A 20,583-nucleotide genomic window follows, 5' to 3' on the forward strand; every position below is an offset into this window, starting at 1 on the left:
CTGTAAAGATTTGTGATGGGTCCCGGCTCTGCGGTGCACCGCTGAAGAAGCGCTGCACCGCGCCCGGGACACGAGATCCGCTCACACCACCGGCTTCACACCCGGCAGCGCCTGCACCAGATCGCGAAACTTGGCGCCGCGGATTTCGAAATTGCGGTACTGGTCGAACGACGCGCAGGCCGGCGACAGCAGCACCACCGCCTCCCTCAATCCCGAGGCCGCTGCGTCGCGCGCTGCGCTGGCGACCGCGACGTCGAGCGTCTGCGAAATCTCGTGCGGCACGCCTTTGCCGAGCGTGGCCGCGAACTCGACTGCTGCTTCGCCGATCAGATAGGCTTTGCGGATGCGCGGAAAATATTCGGCAAGGCCCGTGATGCCGCCGGCTTTCGGTTTGCCGCCGGCGATCCAGAAAATGTCGGCGAAGGACGACAGCGCGTGCGCGGTGGCATCCGCATTGGTGCCCTTGGAGTCGTTGACGAACAGGACATGATCGCGGCGGCCGACCTGCTCCATCCGGTGCGCAAGGCCGGGAAAATGGCGCAGGCCTTTTTGCAGCACATCGGTTGAGACGCCGAGCGCGAGCGCACAGGCCGAGGCGCATGCCGCATTCTGCGCATTGTGCAGACCGCGCAATGATCCGATGCCGCCAATTTTGGCGACCTCGCTGCGCGCGCCACCCGAGGCGCGCCAGACCGTCTCGTGATCGACAAAGATGCCGTCGGGCAGCGGATTTTTCACGGAGACGCGCACGACGCGTGTTCCGGCCTGCTCGATCCGGTCGGCGCTCGCGCGGCACCAGATGTCATCGACACCGACGATTGCCGTGCCTTGTGACTGAACGCCGGCCACCAGGCGCTCCTTCACCTCGGCATAGTGTTCGAGCGTGCCGTGGCGATCGATATGGTCTTCGCTGACATTGATGAGGATGCCGACGGCCGGATCGAGAGAAGGCGTCAAATCGATCTGGTAGGACGACATCTCGATCACATGCACGCGACCCTTGCGCGGCGGTTCCAGCGACAGGATGGGGTAGCCGATATTGCCGCCCATCTGGGTGTCGTAACCGGCAAATCGCATCAGATGCGCGATCAACGCCGTGGTCGTCGATTTGCCGTTGGTGCCGGTGATCGCGACGAACGGCGCGTCGGGCGCGTGGCGTTGCCGTTCGCGGCAGAACAGTTCGATGTCACCGATTACCTCGACGCCGGCCCGGCCGGCCATCAGCACGCTCCAGTGCGGCGCGGGATGGGTAAGCGGCGCGCCCGGCGTCAGGATCAGCGCGGCAAAACCCGACCAGTCTACGTTGCGCAGGTCGGCGGTGACAAAGCCGGCTCTTGCAGCCTCCGCCAATCGCTCCGCGCCGTCGTCGCCGGCGATCACCTCGGCGCCACCGGCCTTCAACGCATGACAGCTCGCGAGCCCGGAGCCGCCGAGGCCGAACACCGCGACCGTCTTGCCCGCAAAGGAAGTGACGGGGATCAAGCGATCACCGCAGCTTCAAGGTCGAGAGGCCGGCGAGCGCCAGCATCACCGAGATGATCCAGAACCGGATCACGATCTGCGGCTCGGTCCAGCCCAACTGCTCGAAGTGGTGATGGATCGGCGCCATCTTGAAGATGCGTTTTCCCGTAAGCTTGAAGGATGCGACCTGAACGATCACCGAGACCGCTTCCAGCACGAACAGGCCGCCGATCACGGCGAGCACGATCTCATGCTTCACCGCAACCGCGATCGAGCCGAGCATGCCGCCAAGCGCGAGCGAGCCGGTATCACCCATGAAGATCGAGGCCGGCGGCGCGTTGAACCACAGGAAGCCGAGGCCTGCTCCCAGCACCGCGCCGCAAATGACGGCGAGTTCGCCGGTGCCGGCCACGTAATTGATCTGGAGATAATCCGAGAACACCGCGTTGCCGGTGAGATAGGAGATCATGCCAAAACTCGCGGCTGCGATCATGACCGGTACAATGGCGAGCCCGTCGAGGCCGTCGGTGAGATTCACCGCATTGCCGGCGCCGACAATGATGAACGCGCCGAACACCGCGAAGAACCAGCCAAGATTCAGCGCGACATCCTTGAAAAAGGGAATCACGAGCGAGGTCGAGAACGGCTCGCGGCCGAGCCGCACCAGGGCGTAGCAGGCGACCAGCGCAATGATCCCTTCAAGCAGCAGCCGGATGTGGCCGGCAAAGCCGCTATGGCTCTGCTTGGTGACCTTCAGGTAGTCGTCATAGAAACCGACAATGCCGAAGCCGAGCGTTACCGCCAGCACGATCCAGACATAGGGGTTGAGCGGGTTGGCCCAGAGCACCGTCGAGACCACGAGCCCCGACAGGATCATCAGCCCGCCCATGGTCGGCGTGCCTTTTTTGGTCAGATGAGACTGCGGGCCGTCGGTGCGAATCGGCTGACCTTTACCCTGGCGAAGCCGCAAGTGGTCGATGATCCAGGGGCCGAACAGAAAGACGAACAGCGCGCCCGTCACCATCGCCCCGCCGGTGCGGAACGTGATGTAGCGGAACACGTTCAGAAGGCTGTGCAGGAAGGCAAGCGCCGGAACCGTGTTGGAAAGATCGATCAGCCAGTAAAACATCTAGTGGTCCGATTCTCGCGTTTTCAGCACGCACTTTTACAAATGTTGGAATCAAAGGACCACTGGCAAATGTCGAATTCTGGTGGAGCTTTGGATTTGACATTCGCTTTTTGAAGGCGTGGCCGAACAGGTAGCGAATGCCTAGATGGCAGCTTCGTCGAACGCGGCGTTGCCGGGGAAGCGCTTTTCGAGCGCGGTGACAATGGTTTTCATCTTCGAGCCGAACGAGCCTTTGACCATGACAGCATCGCCGGCGCGAATCGCGGCGAGGACCTGCGGTTCGAGAGTAGCCGCGCTACCGGCATAGCCGCCCCGTTTGCCTGCGGAAAGACCATCCCAGAGGTTACGCATCATCGGACCACAACAAAACACCAGGTCGATATGATCGGCCTTGATGGCGTCATTCAGGCCGGCATGCAATTGCGCGCTGGTCGGGCCCAATTCGAGCATATCGCCCAACACCGCGATCCGCCGCCCGTGCGGACCGATCTTTGCGCGGCCAAGGACGCTCAAGGCCGCCACCATCGATGCCGGGTTGGCGTTATAGCTCTCGTCGATCAGGGTAACCTCGCCACCGGGAACCACAAGCGTCTGCCGGACGCCGCGGCCGGCCGCGGGCACGAGTTGCGACAACGACAGCGAGGCCAGTGCAAGATCGGCGCCCGCCAAAGAAGACGCGGCAAGCACCGCAAGCGAATTCATCGCCATGTGACGGCCGGGCATGCCGAGCTTGTAGGTGACTTCGTGGCCGAGAATATTGGCATGCACCGCCGAACAGGTCGTATGCAGCGAGATATCCAGTAGCCGGGCCTCGGCGCGCTTGTCGGCACCAAAGGAGACGATGCGCGAAATCCCGCACTTCCTGGCGCGGCGGCTAAGGCGGGCGAATTGCGAGTTGTCGTGGTTGAGCACCACGGCGCCATCGGCCACGACGCCTTCGAAGATTTCTGATTTGGCGTCCGCAATCGCCTCGATGCCGGAAAAGAATTCCAGATGCACCGGCTCGACGGTGGTGATGATGGCTACATGCGGCCGCACCATCTTCACCAGCGGGGTGATTTCGCCGGCGTGATTCATCCCGATCTCGAACACCGCAAATCGCGCGTCGGCCGGACAGCGCGCCAGCGACAATGGCACGCCCCAATGATTGTTGAACGAGGCCGTGGACGCGTGAGTCTGGCTCTGCGCCGAAAGCACGTGCAGCAGCGCTTCCTTGGTCGAGGTCTTGCCGACCGAGCCCGTGACCGCGATCACCTGAGCTTGCAACCGGGCGCGCGACGCATGCGCCAGATCGACCAGCGCGGCCAGCACATCATCGACCACGAGCAGCGGCGCATCGCTTGCGAATTTTTTGGCTTGCGCCTTTTCCACGACCGCGAGCGCGGCGCCTGCTTTCAAAGCGGCTTCCACAAAATCGTGACCGTCATGCACCGCGCCACGAATCGCGAAATACGCTTCACCCGGGGCAAGCGTGCGGCTGTCGATCGAAATACCTGTGACCGCCTGCGGCAACACGCCATCGGCCTCGGTGCGCATCGCAGCTCTCATCGCATCCGATGTCCACAACGGCAATGCGTTCATGCCACCCGCTCCGCCAAAACCGCAGCCACCGCGTCGTGGTCGCTGAACGGCAGCACGCGATCGCCGATAATTTGTCCGGTCTCGTGACCCTTGCCGGCGATCAGAAGCACGTCACCCTTTTTGAGCCCAGCGATCGCCCTGCCGATCGCCTCCGCGCGGTCGCCGATTTCCTTCGCGCCTTTCGCCGCAGCTAGAATTGCCGCGCGTATCGCCGCCGGATTTTCGCTGCGCGGATTGTCGTCGGTGATGATGACCTCATCGGCATTCTCGGCAGCGATCGCGCCCATCAGAGGTCTTTTTCCGGCGTCGCGGTCGCCGCCCGCGCCGAACACGACAATGAGTTTTCCCGGCGCATAGGGCCGCAAGGCTTGCAGCGCCTTCGCGAGCGCATCGGGCTTGTGCGCGTAATCGACAAAAATCGGCGCGCCGTTAACTTCACCGACGCGTTCGAGCCGTCCCTTGGCGCCTTCGAGCTGTTCGAGCGCGGCGAACACAGCGTCGGGCGCGCTGCCGGTGCCGATCGCAAGGCCGGCCGCGACCAGCGCGTTCTCGATCTGGAACTCGCCGACCAGCGGCAGGTGGACCGAATAGCGACGCCCGCGATGGATCAACTCAAGCCGCTGGGTAAAGCCGTCGATGGCAGTCGCCGCCACCGCAATCCCCTCGCCCGCACCGTCGCCGTTATGGCCGACCGTGATCGTCAGAAGCTTCCTTTGGCGCGCCACCTCGATCACCTCAGACGAGTGATCGTGATCGGCTGAGATCACCGCAGCACCACCATCGACCACGAGATCACGGAACAGCCGAAGTTTTGCGGCGAGGTAGTGCGCGACGTCCGGATGGTAATCCATATGATCGCGCGTGAGGTTGGTGAAAGCGCCGGCATTCACCCGCACGCCGTCGAGCCGGTATTGATCGAGCCCGTGCGAGGAGGCTTCGAACGCCAGATGGGTGACACCCTCGCGCGTGATCTCGTCGAGTTCACGGTGCAATGCGATCGGGTCAGGCGTGGTCAGGGAGCCATAGACCGTGCGCTTCGGCGAGACCAGACCGATCGTGCCGATGCTCGCGGCTCCAAATCCGAGATGCTGCCAGATCTGACGCGTGAAGGCGGCGACGGAGGTTTTGCCGCTGGTGCCGGTGACGGCGGCGATCGTGGACGGCTGTTTGGAAAAGAATTTCGCGGCCGCCAGCGCCAACGCGCGGCGCGCATTGAGTGTCGTCACAAACGGCACGCGGCATCCGCCCGATGGCGGATGATCGCCGGCAATCGCAACGGCGCCGGCGGCAATCGCCGCATCGATGAAACGCGCGCCGTCGGTCCTGGCGCCGGCAAGCGCAAAGAACAGATCGCCCGGCTTCACGGCGCGGCTGTCGACCGCCAATCCCGAAACCTCGATCGCGGCCCTCTGTGGGCTGATGGTGGCGTTATCACCGAAGAGGTCGGAGAGCTTCATGGAGTTCCAGCCCGGCCGGGCATCACCCCAGCATCGAATCCCGTCACGCGTCGCAGGTGGTACGCCTTACTGGGTTGTCCTCGATGCCGCAAGAATAAGGCGGTCGGACGGCGGCAGGTCGAAACGCGGTTCGACGCCCAAAAGCGGGGCAATCCGGGAGATCACGTTGCCGGCGGTCGGCACCGCGTTCCAGCCCGAGGTGATGAAGCCGTAGGTCTCCTTCAACGGCTGCGGCTCGTCCAGCATGATCAGGAGTTGATAACGCGGCTTGTCCACGGGGAGGATCGCGGTGAAGGCGGTCAGCACGCGCTTCTTGGCGTAGCGGCCGTTGATGACTTTCTCGGCCGTGCCGGTCTTGCCGCCAATGTAATAGCCCTTGACGTCGGCCTTGCGCGCGGTGCCGATCTCGGCATTGAGGCGCATCAGGAACCGCATCTTCTCCGACGTCTCGGGCCTGATCACCCGCTTGGCGACTTCCATCGCTTCCTGCTCGTTGCGCTTGAGGAAGGTCGGCGGGATCAAGTAGCCGCCATTGACCAGCGCGCTGACGCCCATCACCGCCTGCAACGGCGCCACCGCCATGCCGTGGCCGAACGCGATCGTGATGGTATTCAGATCGCTCCAGTGGTGCGGCACGATCGGCGAGGCGCTCTCCGGCAATTCGGTGCGCAGCCGCTCGAGCTGGCCCAATTTGCGCAGGAACGCCTTGTGCGCTTCCACGCCTTGCGACAATGCGATGCGCGCCGCTCCGACATTGGAGGAGAAGGTGAACACCTCCTTCGTGTTGAGGAAGCGGCCTTTTGGCTCATCGTCGTGGATCGCGAACTTGCCATAGTGCAGCGGCCCGCGCGCATCCCACAGCGAATCGAGGTTGTACTTTCCGGTGTCGAGCGCCATCGCCAGCGTGAACGCCTTGAAGGTCGAACCCATCTCATAGACGCCCGTGGTCAGGCGATTGATGCGATCGGGATCGTGCGCTTCTTTCGGATTGTTCGGATCGAAATCCGGCACCGAGACCATCGCGACGACCTCGCCGGTCCTGACGTTGGTGACAAGACCGGAGGCTGCCTTGGCGTGGAACTTTTCCTTGGCCTTGAGCAATTCATCGCGCAACGCGTGCTCGACCCGGAGGTCAACCGACAATTCGACCGGACGCTGCAAACGGTCGGTGGCAAAGCCGGCGCGATGCAGATCGGCCAGCCCATTGTTGTCGAGCCACTTCTCCATCCCGGCGATGCCCTGATTGTCGATGTTGACGAGGCCGATCAGGTGGGCGACCTCGTTGCCGGTCGGATAGACGCGCTTGTTCTCGCGCAAGAAGCCGATGCCGGGGATGCCGAGACGATGAATTTCCTGCTGCTGTTGCGGTGAGATTTCGCGCTTCAGCCAGACAAAGCCTTTGCGGCCGGACAGGCGATCGCGCACCTCGCCAGTGTCGAGATCGGGCAAGGTCGCGGTCAGAAGTTCGATCGCCTCATCCTTGTCGATGATGCGGCGCGGCTCGGCGAACAAACTCGGCGCCTTGACGTCGGTGGCGAGAATTTCGCCATTGCGGTCGACGATGTCAGGCCGTGCGGTAGCAATCGCGTCCTGACTTCCGCCGCGGCGCGCGCTGTGACTGTCGGTGCCGGTTGCAAACATCACGAGCCGGCCACCGATCACCGCATAGATGGCGACAAAGGCCAGCATCACAAAGCCGACGCGGGCGCGCGCTTTCGCCGCGCGATCGACGTTACGCCCGTAGAGCAGGCTGCGGACCAGCCGCGCCCGCCAGGATTCCTGCGGACGAGAAAGCTTCCGTACGGAAGGCAGCCGATCGGTCATCGCTGGCCCTCCTGTTGTGGGATCGAACCTGTCGTCGCTGGCGCGTCCGCCGTCGCCTCGATGGTTTCGAGCATCGACCCGATCGGGTCAGGGTCGCCCGGCTTGACCAGGCTCGGCGGACGGTCGGGCAGGTTCTTCAGGGAATCATATTGATTGGCGTTCAGCGGTTTCAGCGCCAGATGGCGCTCGACCAGGCCTTGCAGCCGCAACGGCGAGTCGAGCTTGGCCCATTCGGCGCGCAACACCGCAATGGCGTCGCGCTGCTCGCGGATTTCGGCGCGTAGCCGCAGCACGCGCTCGGTGCGCTCGGTCGATTCCATTTTGATCCGGTAGACATAGGCGGCGGCGAACACCAAAACGCCGATCACGAGGAGATGGAGGATGCGCATGCCGCTAGCCTCCCCTCATCACGGTATCGAGGGTGGGCCATCCCGGTAAGCCGCCGGCAGCATGGTGAGGTGCATCGGTACGCTCGGCGGCGCGCAACTTGGCGGAGCGCGCGCGCGGATTGGCGGCAACCTCATCCTCTTGCGCCGTCACCGGCCGCTTGGTGAGGATGATGAAACTCGGCGCCGCGATCGTTGCCTCCGGCTGATGCCGGGAGCCGCCGCTTGCCTTGGCGCGCTCGTTGAAGAAATTCTTGACGATGCGATCTTCCAGCGAATGAAACGACACCACGACGAGCCTGCCACCGGGCTTGAGCACCTGTTCGGCGGCGGCAAGCGCCAGATGCAACTCGTCGAGTTCGCCGTTGACGAAAATCCGCAGACCCTGGAACGTCCGCGTCGCCGGGTGAATGTCGCCGGGCTTCGTCCGCACGATCTTGCTGACGAGATCGGCCAGCGCACGCGTCGAGGCAATCGGTTCCTGCTTGCGCGCGACGACGATGGCCCGCGCAATTGCGCGCGAGTGACGTTCTTCGCCGAAAATATAGATGATGTTGGCGAGATCAGCCTCGGACGCCGTAGCGATCACGTCCGCCGCGGTCGGCCCCTCCTGCCCCATCCGCATGTCGAGTGGGCCGTCAGCCCGAAACGAAAAGCCGCGGGCGGCCTCGTCGAGCTGCATCGAGGACACCCCGATATCCATCACGATGCCATCGACCGAGGTCACGCCTTGCGCGCTGCACACTTCCGCGAGATTGGAGAAGCGGTCCTCGATCAAAGTGAGACGGCCATTTGACCGGTCGACCAGTTCGAAGCCACCTGCAATCGCGGTGCGGTCGCGGTCGATGCCGATGACGCGCGTCTGCGGGGTCTCGAGGATCGCCCGGCTATAGCCGCCGGCGCCGAAGGTGGCATCGACATAGATTCCGCCTTCGCGCGGCTGCAACGAGATGAGCACCTCGCGGCCAAGCACCGGGATATGGCGCGAACGCGCAGCCGGCTGGGTCATGCCGGCTCTCCCGAGCGCAGACAACCAATGCGGAACTTGGACGCGAAGCAGTCCATGGCGCCCCAACAATGAGCTTTTTGCCAGGCGTTCCTGGTTCCCCTGCCGGCTGGTCGACAGAATCCGTGCCTCACGGCGCCGGGCTCGCGCCCAGCTTGGCGTCCTCGCTTGCGAAGCTGGGATTCGAAAGGACACGTCAAACCTATGCTTCCCGCGCACCCTCCGCCGTCGGAGGCTTCCGATCCGTCCCCGAAGCGCGCCTCCTATGCATAAACCTGAAGCCGGCGGTGCCAGCCGGTCCGAAACCGGGCGCAGTTCTTCACCAGTTAGTAACGACAGGTAGCGTTAAGAAAGCGTTGACGCTCGGCGGCCAGATTCACCTCCGCCTCGGAACAAGATCGCCGGCGGAGTTATCCACCGGCCGTGACCGCAAAGTGAGGCGTCCGGCACACACCTGGTCAAAATGCAGGCCGCAAACCGGCTATTCATTTCTGAAGAAATTTATTGCCGTTGTCTTGCCCGGTTTGAGTCTTCATATGACGCTAGGTTCGTTCGCGTCTCCTGGTATTGATTCGAAGCGGCGCGCCACTCCGCTGCCCCGACCGATCGAGAATATGAAGACCTTCACGCCAGATACCTCGATCGCTTCCGATGTCATCCCCTCGGCGAATTTCGGCGAGCGGAACAAGGGCCGCGTGCCCGACATGGTCCTGCTGCACTACACGGGAATGCCGGACGCGCAAGGCGCGATCGCCCAGCTCTGCACAGCAGGCACCGACGTCTCGGCGCATTACATCGTTCTGGAAGACGGCCGCATCGTCCAATGCGTTCCGGAAGCCAAACGCGCCTGGCACGCCGGCGTGGCTTCTTGGGCCGGCGAAGACGACATCAACTCCTGTTCGATCGGCATCGAGATCGTCAATCGCGGGCACGACTGGGGCTATCCGGAGTATCCGTTGCGCCAGGTCGCGGCCGTGATCGCGCTGTGCCGCGGCATCATGCTCCGCCGTAACGTGCCGTCGCACCGCGTGCTGGCGCATTCCGACGTGGCGCCCTCGCGCAAGAAGGATCCGGGCGAAAAATTTCCCTGGCATTCGATGGCGAATTCCGGCGTCGGCCATTGGGTTCAGCCGGCGCCGATCGTGCGCAGCGAAGGATTGAAGATCGGAACCGACAACGATGCCGTTCGCGGCCTGCAGCAGGCGCTGGCCCGATATGGCTACGGCGTTCCCGTCACCGGCAAATACGACACCGTGACCATGGAAGTCGTCACCGCGTTCCAGCGTCACTTCCGCCCCGCCAAGGTCGACGGCGTGGCCGATCATTCGACGCTGGCGACGCTGCAATCACTGCTCGCGAGTTTGCCGGTCGAGACGACGGCGGTCGCGGCGGGTTAGCTCAACAGTCAAGTTCCGCCAGCCTCCGCGCATAGAGCCGTCGCAACGGCTCTAGCTGGGTCGCGGCTGTTGCGGCCAAATAAGCCTCGCGCGCCGCTTGATGCCGGCCGAGCCGGCGCAACAGATCGGCGCGCACCGCCGGCAGCAATTCATAACCGTCGAGCCCACCGCGCGCCTGCAAGGCATCGATCAGGTCGAGCGCGCGCGCCGGTCCATCGACCATCGAAACCGCCGCCGCGTGGTTGAGTTCGATCACCGGCGACGGGCTGATCCGCAGCAGCACCTCGTAAAGTCCAGCGATCTGCTTCCAGTCGGTATCTTGAAAATTGGGCGCGCGTGCATGCAGTGCGGCGATCGCCGCCTGCACCGCATAGGCTTCCGCGCGGCCCGGCAACAGCAACGCCTCTTCCACGAGCTTCAAACCCTCGGTGATCTGGCTCTGGTCCCACAGCATGCGGTCCTGTTCTTCGAGCAGGACGATATCGCCGCCTTCGGTCTGGCGCCCGGCGCGGCGCGCATCGTGCAACAACATGAGAGCGAGCAAGCCCTTCACCTCACGGCGGCCCGGCATCAACGTATCGAGCAGCCGCGCCAGCCGAATCGCCTCGCGCGCCAGATCGGGCCGCATCAACGCCTCGCCTGAGGTCGCGACATAGCCTTCGGTGAAGACGAGATAGATCACCGCGAGCACGCCGCGCAGCCGTAAGGAAAGCGCATCGCGTTCGGGCACTTCGTAGGGAATGCGGGCGAGGCGTATCTTCTGCTTGGCGCGGACGAGGCGCTGGCCCATCGCTTCCTCGCTCACCACAAAGGCGCGCGCCACCTGCGCGGTGGAGAGCCCGCAGACGGTACGCAAGGTCAAGGCGACCTGAACCTCGGTCGCGAACGATGGATGGCAACAGGTGAAGATCAGCCGCAGCATGTCGTCGTCGAGGACTAAGCAATCTTCCTCCGGCAAGATTTCAGCATCGAGCATCGCCTCATGCGTCAGCTCGGCCTCTTTCTCGCGAAACGAGATTTGCCGGCGAATGCGATCGATCGCCTTGTTGCGCGCAACGTTAACCAGCCACGCCCGCGGATTTGCAGGCACTTCAGTCGAAGGCCAGCGCTCCAGCGCAGCCGCAAACGCCTCCTGGAGCGCGTCCTCGGCGAGATCGAAGTCGCCGACAAGACGGATCAGCGTGGCGAGCGCCCGCCCCGTCTCGTCGCGAAATATTTTCTCGATTTCGGCTGACGTCATTATTTGTCAGGCCCGGCCGGACCTCGCTTGAACCAGTTCCGGCGAATAGATCATGATCGGCCGAATCTCGATCGAACCCTCCCTGGCGCCGGGAATTCGCGCCGCGATCGCAATCGCCGCATCGAGGTCCTTGGCTTCGACCAGATAGTAGCCACCGAGTTGCTCGCGGGTTTCGGCAAACGGGCCGTCGGTGGTGAGAACCTTGCCCTCGCGGACCCGCACGGTGGTCGCGGTGGTCGACGGCTGCAATCCGTCGCCGGCCTTGAACTGGCCGCTCTGGATAATCGATTGCGTAAACGTACCGTACTCGGCCGACATCTTTTGGCGGTCGGCGTCGTTCATTTTGAAGAGTTCGGCCTCGCTTCGATAGATCATCAGCAGATATTGCATCGCTTTACTCCTTGTGAAACGGCGTCATCGCCAGCCACTAGTCGAGTGAACCCACCGCCAAACGACATCTTCACGATAATTATTTTTGGGGGCTCTCCCGGCCGTTAACGGCTTGACGCCGGCCGCCATAAACCCCATGCCTTGGACGTCAGTCGGCCGGACGGCCGCTCCCACTCTGGTCGAAAGGCCTTGGGAGAGGAAAGTCCGGGCTCCATCGACGTACGGTGCCGGATAACATCCGGCGGGGGCAACCCCAGGGAAAGTGCCACAGAGAACGAACCGCTTCCTCGTAAGAGGCAGCAAGGGTGAAAAGGTGCGGTAAGAGCGCACCGCGGGACCGGCAACGGAACCGGCAAGGTAAACCCCACCGGGAGCAAGACCGAATAGGGATGGCAACGCGGGTCGTTCGCGAAAGCGATAACGCCTGCGGGAGCGGTGTCAGGCTCGCTATCCGGGTAGGTTGCTCGAGGCAACGCGCAAGCGTTGTCCCAGAGGAATGGCCGTCACGTTCCGTCCGTGCAAGCGGGCGGGGCCCTACAGAACCCGGCTTACAGGCCGGCTGATGTCTATACCATGAGGGGTTCGGCGTAATGCGCCGGACCCCTCGCCATTTCAGGCTGGTCGGCCGGCGTCTTTTGGCGGTATTGTTTGCCTTGCGGGCGCCATATCGGCGCTTTATTGCTGGACGTCAGACCGCCACGACTGGTCAGGGGGAACGTCTTGAACCGCGTATTGCCTTGCATCCGCGTCGCCATCGCGCTGACCGCCATTGCGGTCGTCGCTTGCGGCTGCGCGGGGGGCAACAACGCGGCGTCCAGCCAGGCATCCGCGCAAGGCGAGCAGCCATACAAGACCATGTACGGCATCACGAGCGAAGGCACGACCACCGACCTCTACACCGAGGTTTTCGGCCCGCGCCAATCGCCCGCGCCCGCAACCAACGTGGCCGCGGCCCAGCCCGTTCAATCCGTAACAACTCAGTCCGTCACGTCGCAACCGATCGCCCCAGTACAGCAGGGCGCGACGGCAGCACGCCCTGGTCAGGCGACAGCCGCGACGACACCTAACCGCCAGAGCCAAACCTCGGCGTCGAACCGCGCACCTCAACCCGCTTATGGCCAACCGCCTGCCGCCCAGCCCCCGCCGGTGCAGGTCGCGCAACAACCCGCGCCGCCGCCAGAGCCGGACGTTCCGACCGCCTACGGCATCACGGCGAACGGACCGACCACCGATCTCTATACCGCCATCTTCGGACCGCGGCGCAGCGACAGCCAATAGCAGCATGAACGGAATTGCGGTTGCGGTGCTGCTATTCGGCGCGCTTGCCGGTGGCTTTGTCTCGGGCCTTGCGGGATTTGGCACCGCGCTGATGGCGCTCGGCATCTGGCTTTACGTGGCGACGCCGGATGTCGCGGTTCAACTGGTGCTGGTCTGCTCCATTATCGCCCAGACTTGGACCATGCCTTCGATCTGGCGGTCGATCGACTTCAGGCTGGCGTTGCCTTTTCTGGTCGGCGGATTGGCCGGCGTCCCACTCGGCACTTTATTGATTGCCTATGCCGATCCGCGCCTGTTCAAGCTCGGCATCGGCATCCTGCTTCTGGTGTTTCCGGCCGCGCTCTATTTCCAGCGCGCACCCGTGGCCTTGAGCATCGGCGGGAAGGCCGCCGACACGGCCATCGGGTTTGCCGGCGGCGTACTCGGCGGCCTCGCCGGCCTGTCGGGTCCTGTTCCAACTCTGTGGGCGAGCGTACGCGGCTGGGGCAAGGATGAGCGGCGTGGCGTCTTCCAGACTTTCAACTGGACGATTCTGACGGCGGCGCTGGTCGTGCAGGCGGGCTCCGGCTTGATCGCGCGCGAGACGATGTGGCTTGCGCTGCTGGTAACGCCGGCGACGATCGGCGGCGCGTGGCTCGGTGCACGCACCTATCATGCGCTCAGCGACGGCAACTTTCGCGACGTCGTGCTTGGACTGTTATTCCTGTCCGGCATCACGCTGGTTTGGAGCAGCATCGCTTCTGGATAGTGCGACTCACTTCGCTCGAAAACGCTATCAGTGCCCTCTACCCGCAACAGCGTTCGGGTTCGGCTTCTTCAAAAACATCACCAGCAAACTGAGGCCGACATAAAACAGCGTCAGCATGAAGAAGGCGTCGCCATAACCCATCACCACGGCCTGGCGGTGAACGATCTGAGACAACTGCTTCATCGCCATCAACGCCGCATCGCCCATGCCTTGCAGACGCTGGGTGAAATCGTTGAGCGTCTCGGTCGCCATGATGTTGCCCCAGGTGACGCGATCCTGAAGCCGCGAAATATGCAGATCGGTGCGATCGTTCAGCACCTCGTTGATCACAGCCAGTCCCACCGCGCCGCCGAGGTTGCGCGTCAGGTTGAACAGGCCGGAGGCGTTCTTGACGCGATCGGCTTCCAGCGTGCCGAGCGCGATAGTGTTGGTCGGCACCATGGCGAACATCATGCCGACGCCGCGCAGGATCTGCGGCAGCAACAGCTCGTAGAAATCGTAATCGCGCGTGATCCACGTCATCTGGTAGGAGCCGAGCGCGAAGATGATGAGGCCGAGGGCGATGATCAGCCGCATATCGACCTTCTGCATCAGGCGGCCTACGATCGGCGCCGTCAGGAACATGGTGGCGCCGGAGACGAACATGGTCTCGCCGATCATCAGCGCGCTATAGCCGCGCACTTCGGAAAGATAGCGCGGATAAATATAGGTCAGCCCATAGAGACCGATGCCGACACAGAACGAGATTAAACAGCCGACGCCGAAATTCCGGTTCTTGAAGGCCCTGATATCGACGATCGGCTCCCTCGCCGTCAGCACGCGATAGAAAAACGCGATGGCCGAGACGACGCAGACCGCGGCGCAAACCGCGACCGACGTGTCCTGCAGCCACTCATATTGCGGCCCTTCCTCGAGCACATATTCCAGCGCGCCGAGGAATCCCGCCATCGTGATCAGGCCGAACCAGTCGAAATGCTCGAGCAGCGCGAAATTCGGCTGATCGAAATCAACCAGCGCCAGCACGCCGATCGTGATGATGATGCCGGGCACGACATTGATGAAGAACAGCCAGTGCCAGGACATCAGGTCGGTGATGATGCCGCCGACGGTCGGACCAATGGTCGGCGCCAGCGTCGCCACCAGGCCGATGATTGGGCCGACGATATGGAATTTGGAGCGGGGAAACACCGTGTAGGCGGAAGCAAACACGGTGGGAATCATGCCCGCGCCGAGAAAGCCTTGAATGGCGCGCCACAGGATCATCTGTTCGATCGAGGAGGCAAAGCCGCAGAGAAAACTCGCAACCGTGAAACCGGCGGCGGAAATCGCAAACAACAGCCGCGTGCCGAGCGCGCGCGACAGATAGCCGGACAAGGGTATCGCGATCACCTCGGCGATCAGATAGGCGGTCTGCACCCAAGAGACTTCGGTGGAGCTTGCCGACAGGCCGGCCTGGATGTCGGTGAGCGAGGCCGAGACGACCTGGATGTCCAGGATCGACATGAACATCCCGAACACCATGATCAGAAACGCCACCAGCCGGCGCGGCTCGATCCGCTCGGTGGGCGCGGCGCGCATCATCGCAGGCGTTGCCGTCGTATCAGTCATGATGCAATCAAACCGTCATTGCGAGCGTTAGCGAAGCAGTCCAGTTGGCGCCGCGGAAAGATACTGGATTGCTTCGTCGCTATGACGGCGAAAGGCGGTGTCGGCGTCATCGCGTTACTCTTTTTCTTACTTCGCCTGAACCACACCCGGCGCGTCGAGATCGGCATCGGTGTCGGCATCGGTTGCGCCCTCGGTGGTATCGACGGTGGCGTAGACCGACATGCCGGCACGCAACAGGTTTTGCCGCGCCACATCCTTTGGCACGCGAATCCGGACCGGCAGGCGCTGCACGATCTTGGTGAAGTTGCCGGTGGCATTGTCGGGCGGCAGCAGCGTGAACACCGAGCCCGCCGCCGGCGAGATGCTTTCGACGATGCCTAAGAACTTGCGGTGGCCGTAGGCATCGACCGAGATCGTCACCGGCTGTCCCGGCCGGATCCGCTTGAGCTGCGTTTCCTTGAAGTTGGCGTCGATGAAGACGTCGTCGAGCGGCACCACATTGCCGAGCCGCTGACCGACGGCGATGAAATCGCCAGTGTTGACCATGCGGTTGGAGAAGGTGCCTTCGACCGGCGCACGCACCGAGGTGAAATCGAGATCGCGTTCGGCTTTCGCCAACGTGGTCTGTAATTCCATCAATTGGGCGCGCGCTTCCGATTGCTGCGCCTTCGCCACCTCGACATTGTCGCGTGCGGCGTCAAAGGCCGCCTGCGCAGCCTTCACGGCCGCCATGCCCTGGTCGCGTCCTGCCTCGGACTGTTCGAAGGTGGCGTGCGTCGCGTAACCCTTTTCGCTCAATTGCTGCTGACGGTCGTAGTCGAGGCCAGCGCGCTTCAAGCCGGCTTCCGCAGACGCAAGTTGCGCCCTGGACTGCGCGGCCGCACTTTCCTGCGCGATCACCTGATGGCCGAGCCGATCGATCGTCGCCTGCTGGGTCGCAATCCGGGTGCGCGCGGCGTCCACCGCGATCCGATAGTCGCCATCGTCGATCTTGAAGACGACGTCGCCGGCATGAACGACTGCGTTGTCGCGCGGCAGGATCGCCGCGATATGTCCCGATACCCGCGCGCCGAGCACGGTGTTGTTGGCGCGAACGTAGGCATCGTCCGTCGAGACGTGAAACCGTCCGACCAGGAACCAATGCACGCCGTAAGAGCTTGCGGCGAGCGCAAGCAGCGCGAGTGCGCCGAAGAACACCATTTTTTTGCGGTTGCCGCTTTTGGCGGCCGGCGCGGCAACCGTCTCCGGCGCCACTGGTCTGGCGACCGCAGGACGATCCGGCGTCTGCCGATCTGGTATCTCTTGGGGGCGGCGGGCGGTCTCGTCGGAAACATGCGCGCGAGCGGAATCGGCCATCTCAGCGGAAGCCTGCTTAGCCACTTCGTCACCAGACGTGTCCGGCTCGGTACGCAAAATCCGCGCGGCCTGGTCTCTCGCTGCGGCCATCATGGCCCCCTCTAAATACTATCGAAAAAGTGATGCAGACAAAGGCCGGGCAGAACCCCGGCCGCCTCTTGATTAGCATTGACCGAACGGTTCGGTCAAGGTATATCCAGTCCCGATAACATACGGGGGAACCCCTTCGGAACTGTTTCCAAACCGCGAAATCTATCCGAAAGCTGAACCAATGGTTGCAGAGACCCCATCTTCTCTCCGTTTGGTCGGAGACGTCGACTCCTCCAAGCGTCGGCAAATTATCGACGGCGCCCGCAAGGTCTTTCTCGACCTGGGCTTTGACGGCGCCAGCATGGGCGAGATCGCGCGCGCCGCCGGCGTCTCCAAGGGCACCCTTTATGTCTACTTTGCCGACAAGAACCGGCTGTTCGAAGCCATCGTCGAGGAGGAAAGCCTCGAACAAGGCAAGGCGGCCTTCAACTTCGATCCGGAACGGGACGTCACCACGACGCTGATGGACTTCGGCCAGACCTATATCCAGGTCCTGTGCCGGCCGGGCGGCGGCTCGGCGATCCGAACCGTGATGGCGATCGCCGAGCGGATGCCCGACGTCGGCCGCCGCTTCTACACCAACGTCATCTCTGTGACGTCGGCCCGGCTTGCCGACTATCTCCGGGCGCGCGCGCAACTCGATGACCTCAAGATTGACGACTTCGAGCTGGCGTCGATGCAGTTCACCCAGATGTGCCAGGCCTCGCTGTTCCTGCCTTTCATTTTCCAGGTGGCGCCAGCCCCCTCGGCGGAGCGTATCGAGCAGGTGATTGCGAGCGCGACGCGGATGTTTCTGGCCGGCTATCAAGCAAAGAAGGATCAGGCTCGCCCCACGGGCGCCTGAAATCCTGGAAACTTCTCGTCGTTGATCGTAGTCAAAACTGAACACGCTGGCGCGAGCTATCGTGCGCATCCTCGATCGTTCCAATCCGCGGGAAGATTCATCCAATGACGAAACCGATTCCGGACAAGGCTGAAGTTGCCCTCGAATATCCCGACAAATTCTTCTCCGGCACGTTCGAACGCTCGTCGCGTTTTGAAGCATCGATAGATGCGACCGGTGTGATGCTTGTCCTCGAACGTCCGGGTTCGGAAGACGAGCGCAAATCCGTTCATATTCACGTCAACTATGGCTTGCTTGCCGACATCTTGCAGCAGCTGAGTTCGCAGGTGTCGAAGATCCCGACGCACGAAGTTCATCGCGATCAACTGCGACTGGCTGCTTCGGCGTTCAATCGCGCCCTGCAGGCTGTTCCGAAGCAATAAGTCTCCCTGCGCTCGAACAACATGCCCGGCCGCTCAGGGCCATGCGGCTGCCTTTGGCAGCCGCAATTGCCCAGGTTCGTCCGATTTTCCTTCAACCAGAAGACCATCCTCGATCTCGATGATGCGATCGGCGAATGGAATGATGCGGGGATCGTGAGTAACCACCAGCACCGCGCGGTCACGCTGATGCGCAGCATCGGCGAGAATGCCCATGATGCTGCGCCCATTGTCGCTGTCGAGCGCCGAAGTCGGCTCGTCGGCGAGAATAATGGAGGGATTGGCGACGAATGCGCGCGCGATCGCGACCCTCTGCTGCTCGCCGCCGCTCAGGTTCTCCGGAAAAGCCTTCGCCTTCTGTTCAAGCCCGACCAGACCGAGCGCTTCCCGCGCCTTTCTGGCCGCATCCCGGCCGTGGTGACCGCGGATGTCGAGCGCGAGCTGAACATTTTGCCGCGCATTGAGGGTCGGAAACAGGTGGTACGACTGGAACACGAAGCCGATGTGGTCACGCCGGATTTTCGCAAGCCCCTCCTTGTCGGCATCCGCGGTCGAGACGCCGCAAACCGTGACCGCGCCCGCACTCGGCGTCAACATGCAGCCGAAGACCAAGAGCAGCGTGGTCTTGCCGCTGCCGGATGGTCCCATCAGCAGCGTCAGTTCACCCTTGCGCAAGTCGAGATCGACGCCACGCAAGGCCTGCACCAGGCCGGCGCCTTTGCCGAGTGTCTTCTTGACGCCTTTGGCCTCGATGAGGATGTCATTCATCGCATGAACACCGAGGCAGGATCGATGCGAACCACGCGGACAATAGCCACAAGACCGGAGGCTACGCACATCAAAATTGTGAGCGCCAGTAATGCAGCAACCAGCCATGGCGTGATCACGATCGGAAGCGCGCTCTTTTCGGTCATTCTGACCACCACGAAGCCTATTGCTGCCGCGATGACAAAACCGATCACCGCGTTGAGCAGGGCCTGATAGATGATGACGCCATAGATGTAATTGTTTGACGAGCCCATCGCGCGGAGCGTCGCGAACTCGCTGAGATGATCCTTGGTCGAAGAATAAAGCGTCTGCGCCACGACCACGGTGCCGACGATCACCCCGAGCAGGGCACCGGCAAACAGCGCCGCGCCGGCGCCGGTGCCGAACAACCAGAACGACCGGCTGCGTTTTCGAAATTCGTCCGTGGTAAGCACCTCGGCATCGCCGATGCGATCCCGGATCATCTGGATCGCCTTGGTGCGATCCGCATCCGGCTTCAGGCGAATGATCAGATCGCTGGCACGGCTTGGCAGGGTACCGGTATAAAACCGCGCGTCTTTCTGATCGACGAAGGCATAGGGTGTCGTGGTGAACGAGCGAATCCCGCTTGTCAGCGCAACGACCTTGACTTTATGCCCGCGAATTTCGGCCGTCGCATTGAGCCCCTTGATCCCGAGCCGGTCGAAATAGGAACGGTCCACGGCCACGGCGCCCCATTGCGACAGTGTGCGCACATCTCCTTCGACCACGTTCCAGGGTGGCAGCGCCTCGGCCTTCATGTCAGCACCAACGATGATGACTGGAGTGACTTCGCCCGTTTCGGTCCGCCAGTCTGAAAAGCCGATCACCAGCGGCGTCGCGGAAGCCACGCCGTCCACGGAGACGATCTTGTCGCGCAGCTTGACGTCCAGGAGCGAAGGGTCCTCGAAGCTTTTGGCTCCCTTGGGGACCACCCAGAGATCGGCATTGGCGTGATCAATCATGGTTGTGACCATCTGACTGAAGCCCAGAAAAAGCCCCATCTGGACCATCACCAGCACGACGGAAAACACGATGCCGACCAGGGTGGCGATGAAGCGCAGCCGGTCATGGAAAAGATTGCGCCACGCAAGCGTCATGACCAGGCTCATCGCCGCTCATCCTTCATCATGTCTGTGGCTGATTGATAATCGGCAACGCTATCCAGCGATAGGAGTTCGATGCGCTGCGGCGGTTGCGATGCGAGATAGGGCAATGCCGAATGGAAGGCGACCGCGAGCAGGACGACAATGACCATCGCGCGTAAATTGTTGAACGGCACGTTTACGCTCGAATTCAAATCGGGCCACGATGAAAGTTCTAAGTAATGAAAGACAACTGGCCACGGGCACTCTTTGTTCCCACGGCGGCTTTACCGCGACCGTAGATGGACGAGCTTGAGGCTGGGGTTTGACGAGCTTGGGGCGGCCGGCCCCGGTAAGACCTTCGCCGCCTGCGCCAGGGAGATCCAGGGCCACCTGGCCGAACTCTACGGCACCGAAGTCTCGCCGGACCTGATCAGCAAGGTCACGGACGCGGTGCTGGACGAAGTCCGGGATTGGCAGAACCGGCCGCTCGACCCG

The 20,583-nt window shown here is 62.7% G+C and carries 19 protein-coding genes, 1 other RNA gene and 1 pseudogene; 7 read left to right on the forward strand and 14 right to left on the reverse strand.

Annotated features, from left to right (window positions below; genetic code table 11):
- Positions 1–81: 81 nt before the first annotated feature.
- From murD to rsmH, 7 genes are all read right to left on the reverse strand, one after another.
- Complete coding sequence (gene murD, locus ABSE61_RS10445) at positions 82–1,482, reverse strand: UDP-N-acetylmuramoyl-L-alanine--D-glutamate ligase (protein WP_423871019.1); 1,401 nt, start codon at positions 1,480–1,482, stop codon at positions 82–84.
- 4 nt (positions 1,483–1,486) lie between these two features.
- The gene (gene mraY / locus ABSE61_RS10450) at positions 1,487–2,590 is read right to left on the reverse strand and encodes a phospho-N-acetylmuramoyl-pentapeptide-transferase (RefSeq protein ID WP_423871020.1); all 1,104 of its coding nucleotides are present in this window, start codon (positions 2,588–2,590) and stop codon (positions 1,487–1,489) included.
- A 141-nt stretch (positions 2,591–2,731) separates the two neighbouring features.
- Entirely contained in the window at positions 2,732–4,171 is a 1,440-nt protein-coding gene (locus ABSE61_RS10455; protein ID WP_423871021.1) for a UDP-N-acetylmuramoylalanyl-D-glutamyl-2,6-diaminopimelate--D-alanyl-D-alanine ligase, read from the reverse strand.
- Positions 4,168–5,628 carry a UDP-N-acetylmuramoyl-L-alanyl-D-glutamate--2,6-diaminopimelate ligase gene (locus ABSE61_RS10460; protein ID WP_423871022.1) on the reverse strand — a complete coding sequence of 487 codons (1,461 nt, stop codon included), beginning with the start codon at positions 5,626–5,628 and terminating at the stop codon, positions 4,168–4,170. The genes ABSE61_RS10455 and ABSE61_RS10460 overlap by 4 nt, the downstream gene beginning before the upstream one ends.
- 66 nt (positions 5,629–5,694) lie before the next feature.
- A complete protein-coding gene (locus tag ABSE61_RS10465; protein WP_423871023.1) occupies positions 5,695–7,452 on the reverse strand; it encodes a peptidoglycan D,D-transpeptidase FtsI family protein in 1,758 nt (585 codons plus the stop codon).
- Positions 7,449–7,841 carry a cell division protein FtsL gene (ftsL, locus tag ABSE61_RS10470; protein WP_423871024.1) on the reverse strand — a complete coding sequence of 131 codons (393 nt, stop codon included), beginning with the start codon at positions 7,839–7,841 and terminating at the stop codon, positions 7,449–7,451. Before ftsL ends, ABSE61_RS10465 begins: the two co-directional genes overlap by 4 nt.
- Before the next feature lie 4 nt (positions 7,842–7,845).
- Complete coding sequence (gene rsmH, locus ABSE61_RS10475) at positions 7,846–8,847, reverse strand: 16S rRNA (cytosine(1402)-N(4))-methyltransferase RsmH (RefSeq protein WP_423871025.1); 1,002 nt, start codon at positions 8,845–8,847, stop codon at positions 7,846–7,848.
- 611 nt (positions 8,848–9,458) lie between these two features.
- Between rsmH and ABSE61_RS10480 the strand changes: the two genes are divergently transcribed.
- The gene (locus ABSE61_RS10480; protein ID WP_423871026.1) at positions 9,459–10,241 is read left to right on the forward strand and encodes an N-acetylmuramoyl-L-alanine amidase; all 783 of its coding nucleotides are present in this window, start codon (positions 9,459–9,461) and stop codon (positions 10,239–10,241) included.
- A gap of 1 nt (position 10,242) precedes the next feature.
- Here ABSE61_RS10480 and ABSE61_RS10485 read toward each other — a convergent pair whose 3' ends face one another.
- Both ABSE61_RS10485 and ABSE61_RS10490 read right to left on the reverse strand, forming a co-directional pair.
- Positions 10,243–11,481, reverse strand: a complete 1,239-nt coding sequence (locus tag ABSE61_RS10485; protein WP_423871027.1) for an RNA polymerase sigma factor — start codon at positions 11,479–11,481, stop codon at positions 10,243–10,245.
- A 6-nt stretch (positions 11,482–11,487) separates the two neighbouring features.
- Complete coding sequence (locus ABSE61_RS10490) at positions 11,488–11,871, reverse strand: YciI family protein (protein WP_423871028.1); 384 nt, start codon at positions 11,869–11,871, stop codon at positions 11,488–11,490.
- Positions 11,872–12,019: 148 nt separating this feature from the next.
- Here ABSE61_RS10490 and rnpB point away from each other — a divergent pair.
- The 3 genes from rnpB to ABSE61_RS10505 all read left to right on the forward strand — a co-directional run bounded on the left by rnpB (position 12,020) and on the right by ABSE61_RS10505 (position 13,897).
- An RNA gene (rnpB, locus tag ABSE61_RS10495) (RNase P RNA component class A) lies at positions 12,020–12,438 on the forward strand.
- A gap of 153 nt (positions 12,439–12,591) precedes the next feature.
- Positions 12,592–13,149, forward strand: a complete 558-nt coding sequence (locus tag ABSE61_RS10500) for a hypothetical protein (protein ID WP_423871029.1) — start codon at positions 12,592–12,594, stop codon at positions 13,147–13,149.
- A gap of 4 nt (positions 13,150–13,153) precedes the next feature.
- On the forward strand, positions 13,154–13,897 hold the full coding sequence (locus ABSE61_RS10505; protein ID WP_423871030.1) for a sulfite exporter TauE/SafE family protein: 744 nt from the start codon (positions 13,154–13,156) through the stop codon (positions 13,895–13,897).
- Between the two features lie 27 nt (positions 13,898–13,924).
- Here the strand turns inward: ABSE61_RS10505 and ABSE61_RS10510 are convergent, their stop codons facing one another.
- The gene (locus tag ABSE61_RS10510; RefSeq protein ID WP_423871031.1) at positions 13,925–15,505 is read right to left on the reverse strand and encodes a DHA2 family efflux MFS transporter permease subunit; all 1,581 of its coding nucleotides are present in this window, start codon (positions 15,503–15,505) and stop codon (positions 13,925–13,927) included.
- Between the two features lie 126 nt (positions 15,506–15,631).
- Positions 15,632–16,951, reverse strand: a complete 1,320-nt coding sequence (locus tag ABSE61_RS10515; protein ID WP_423871040.1) for an HlyD family secretion protein — start codon at positions 16,949–16,951, stop codon at positions 15,632–15,634.
- A 181-nt stretch (positions 16,952–17,132) separates the two neighbouring features.
- Here ABSE61_RS10515 and ABSE61_RS10520 point away from each other — a divergent pair, with 181 nt between their 5' ends.
- Positions 17,133–17,795, forward strand: coding sequence for a TetR/AcrR family transcriptional regulator (locus ABSE61_RS10520; RefSeq protein WP_423871032.1), 663 nt, complete (start codon positions 17,133–17,135; stop codon positions 17,793–17,795).
- 104 nt (positions 17,796–17,899) lie between these two features.
- Positions 17,900–18,217 (forward strand): hypothetical protein, encoded by a 318-nt coding sequence (locus ABSE61_RS10525; RefSeq protein ID WP_423871033.1) that lies wholly within the window; start codon positions 17,900–17,902, stop codon positions 18,215–18,217.
- 33 nt (positions 18,218–18,250) lie between these two features.
- On the opposite strand, the gene ABSE61_RS10530 is transcribed toward ABSE61_RS10525, so the two are convergent.
- Genes ABSE61_RS10530 through ABSE61_RS10540 form a run of 3 tightly spaced genes read right to left on the reverse strand, consistent with a single transcriptional unit; the run spans position 18,251 to position 20,282 of the window.
- A complete protein-coding gene (locus ABSE61_RS10530) occupies positions 18,251–18,982 on the reverse strand; it encodes an ABC transporter ATP-binding protein (protein ID WP_423871034.1) in 732 nt (243 codons plus the stop codon).
- Complete coding sequence (locus ABSE61_RS10535; RefSeq protein WP_423871035.1) at positions 18,979–20,112, reverse strand: ABC transporter permease; 1,134 nt, start codon at positions 20,110–20,112, stop codon at positions 18,979–18,981. Before ABSE61_RS10535 ends, ABSE61_RS10530 begins: the two co-directional genes overlap by 4 nt.
- The gene (locus ABSE61_RS10540) at positions 20,109–20,282 is read right to left on the reverse strand and encodes a hypothetical protein (protein WP_423871036.1); all 174 of its coding nucleotides are present in this window, start codon (positions 20,280–20,282) and stop codon (positions 20,109–20,111) included. Before ABSE61_RS10540 ends, ABSE61_RS10535 begins: the two co-directional genes overlap by 4 nt.
- A gap of 178 nt (positions 20,283–20,460) precedes the next feature.
- Between ABSE61_RS10540 and ABSE61_RS10545 the strand changes: the two are divergent.
- Positions 20,461–20,583: pseudogene (locus tag ABSE61_RS10545) on the forward strand (transposase); the annotation flags it as partial.

This window comes from Bradyrhizobium sp. (assembly GCF_049519115.1).
Lineage (GTDB): Bacteria > Pseudomonadota > Alphaproteobacteria > Rhizobiales > Xanthobacteraceae > Bradyrhizobium.

What these genes read in the sequence shown, in the direction of transcription:
- rsmH (WP_423871025.1), bottom strand. Translation starts at nt 8,847, where the DNA reads ATGACCCAGCCGGCTGCGCGTTCGCGCCATATCCCGGTGCTTGGCCGC.
- ABSE61_RS10480 (WP_423871026.1), top strand. Translation starts at nt 9,459, where the DNA reads ATGAAGACCTTCACGCCAGATACCTCGATCGCTTCCGATGTCATCCCC.
- ABSE61_RS10465 (WP_423871023.1), bottom strand. Translation starts at nt 7,452, where the DNA reads ATGACCGATCGGCTGCCTTCCGTACGGAAGCTTTCTCGTCCGCAGGAA.
- ABSE61_RS10515 (WP_423871040.1), bottom strand. Translation starts at nt 16,951, where the DNA reads ATGGCCGCAGCGAGAGACCAGGCCGCGCGGATTTTGCGTACCGAGCCG.
- ABSE61_RS10535 (WP_423871035.1), bottom strand. Translation starts at nt 20,112, where the DNA reads ATGAGCCTGGTCATGACGCTTGCGTGGCGCAATCTTTTCCATGACCGG.
- ABSE61_RS10530 (WP_423871034.1), bottom strand. Translation starts at nt 18,982, where the DNA reads ATGAATGACATCCTCATCGAGGCCAAAGGCGTCAAGAAGACACTCGGC.
- ABSE61_RS10490 (WP_423871028.1), bottom strand. Translation starts at nt 11,871, where the DNA reads ATGCAATATCTGCTGATGATCTATCGAAGCGAGGCCGAACTCTTCAAA.
- ABSE61_RS10525 (WP_423871033.1), top strand. Translation starts at nt 17,900, where the DNA reads ATGACGAAACCGATTCCGGACAAGGCTGAAGTTGCCCTCGAATATCCC.
- ABSE61_RS10485 (WP_423871027.1), bottom strand. Translation starts at nt 11,481, where the DNA reads ATGACGTCAGCCGAAATCGAGAAAATATTTCGCGACGAGACGGGGCGG.
- ABSE61_RS10505 (WP_423871030.1), top strand. Translation starts at nt 13,154, where the DNA reads ATGAACGGAATTGCGGTTGCGGTGCTGCTATTCGGCGCGCTTGCCGGT.
- ABSE61_RS10510 (WP_423871031.1), bottom strand. Translation starts at nt 15,505, where the DNA reads ATGACTGATACGACGGCAACGCCTGCGATGATGCGCGCCGCGCCCACC.
- ABSE61_RS10460 (WP_423871022.1), bottom strand. Translation starts at nt 5,628, where the DNA reads ATGAAGCTCTCCGACCTCTTCGGTGATAACGCCACCATCAGCCCACAG.
- ftsL (WP_423871024.1), bottom strand. Translation starts at nt 7,841, where the DNA reads ATGCGCATCCTCCATCTCCTCGTGATCGGCGTTTTGGTGTTCGCCGCC.
- mraY (WP_423871020.1), bottom strand. Translation starts at nt 2,590, where the DNA reads ATGTTTTACTGGCTGATCGATCTTTCCAACACGGTTCCGGCGCTTGCC.
- ABSE61_RS10520 (WP_423871032.1), top strand. Translation starts at nt 17,133, where the DNA reads ATGGTTGCAGAGACCCCATCTTCTCTCCGTTTGGTCGGAGACGTCGAC.
- ABSE61_RS10455 (WP_423871021.1), bottom strand. Translation starts at nt 4,171, where the DNA reads ATGAACGCATTGCCGTTGTGGACATCGGATGCGATGAGAGCTGCGATG.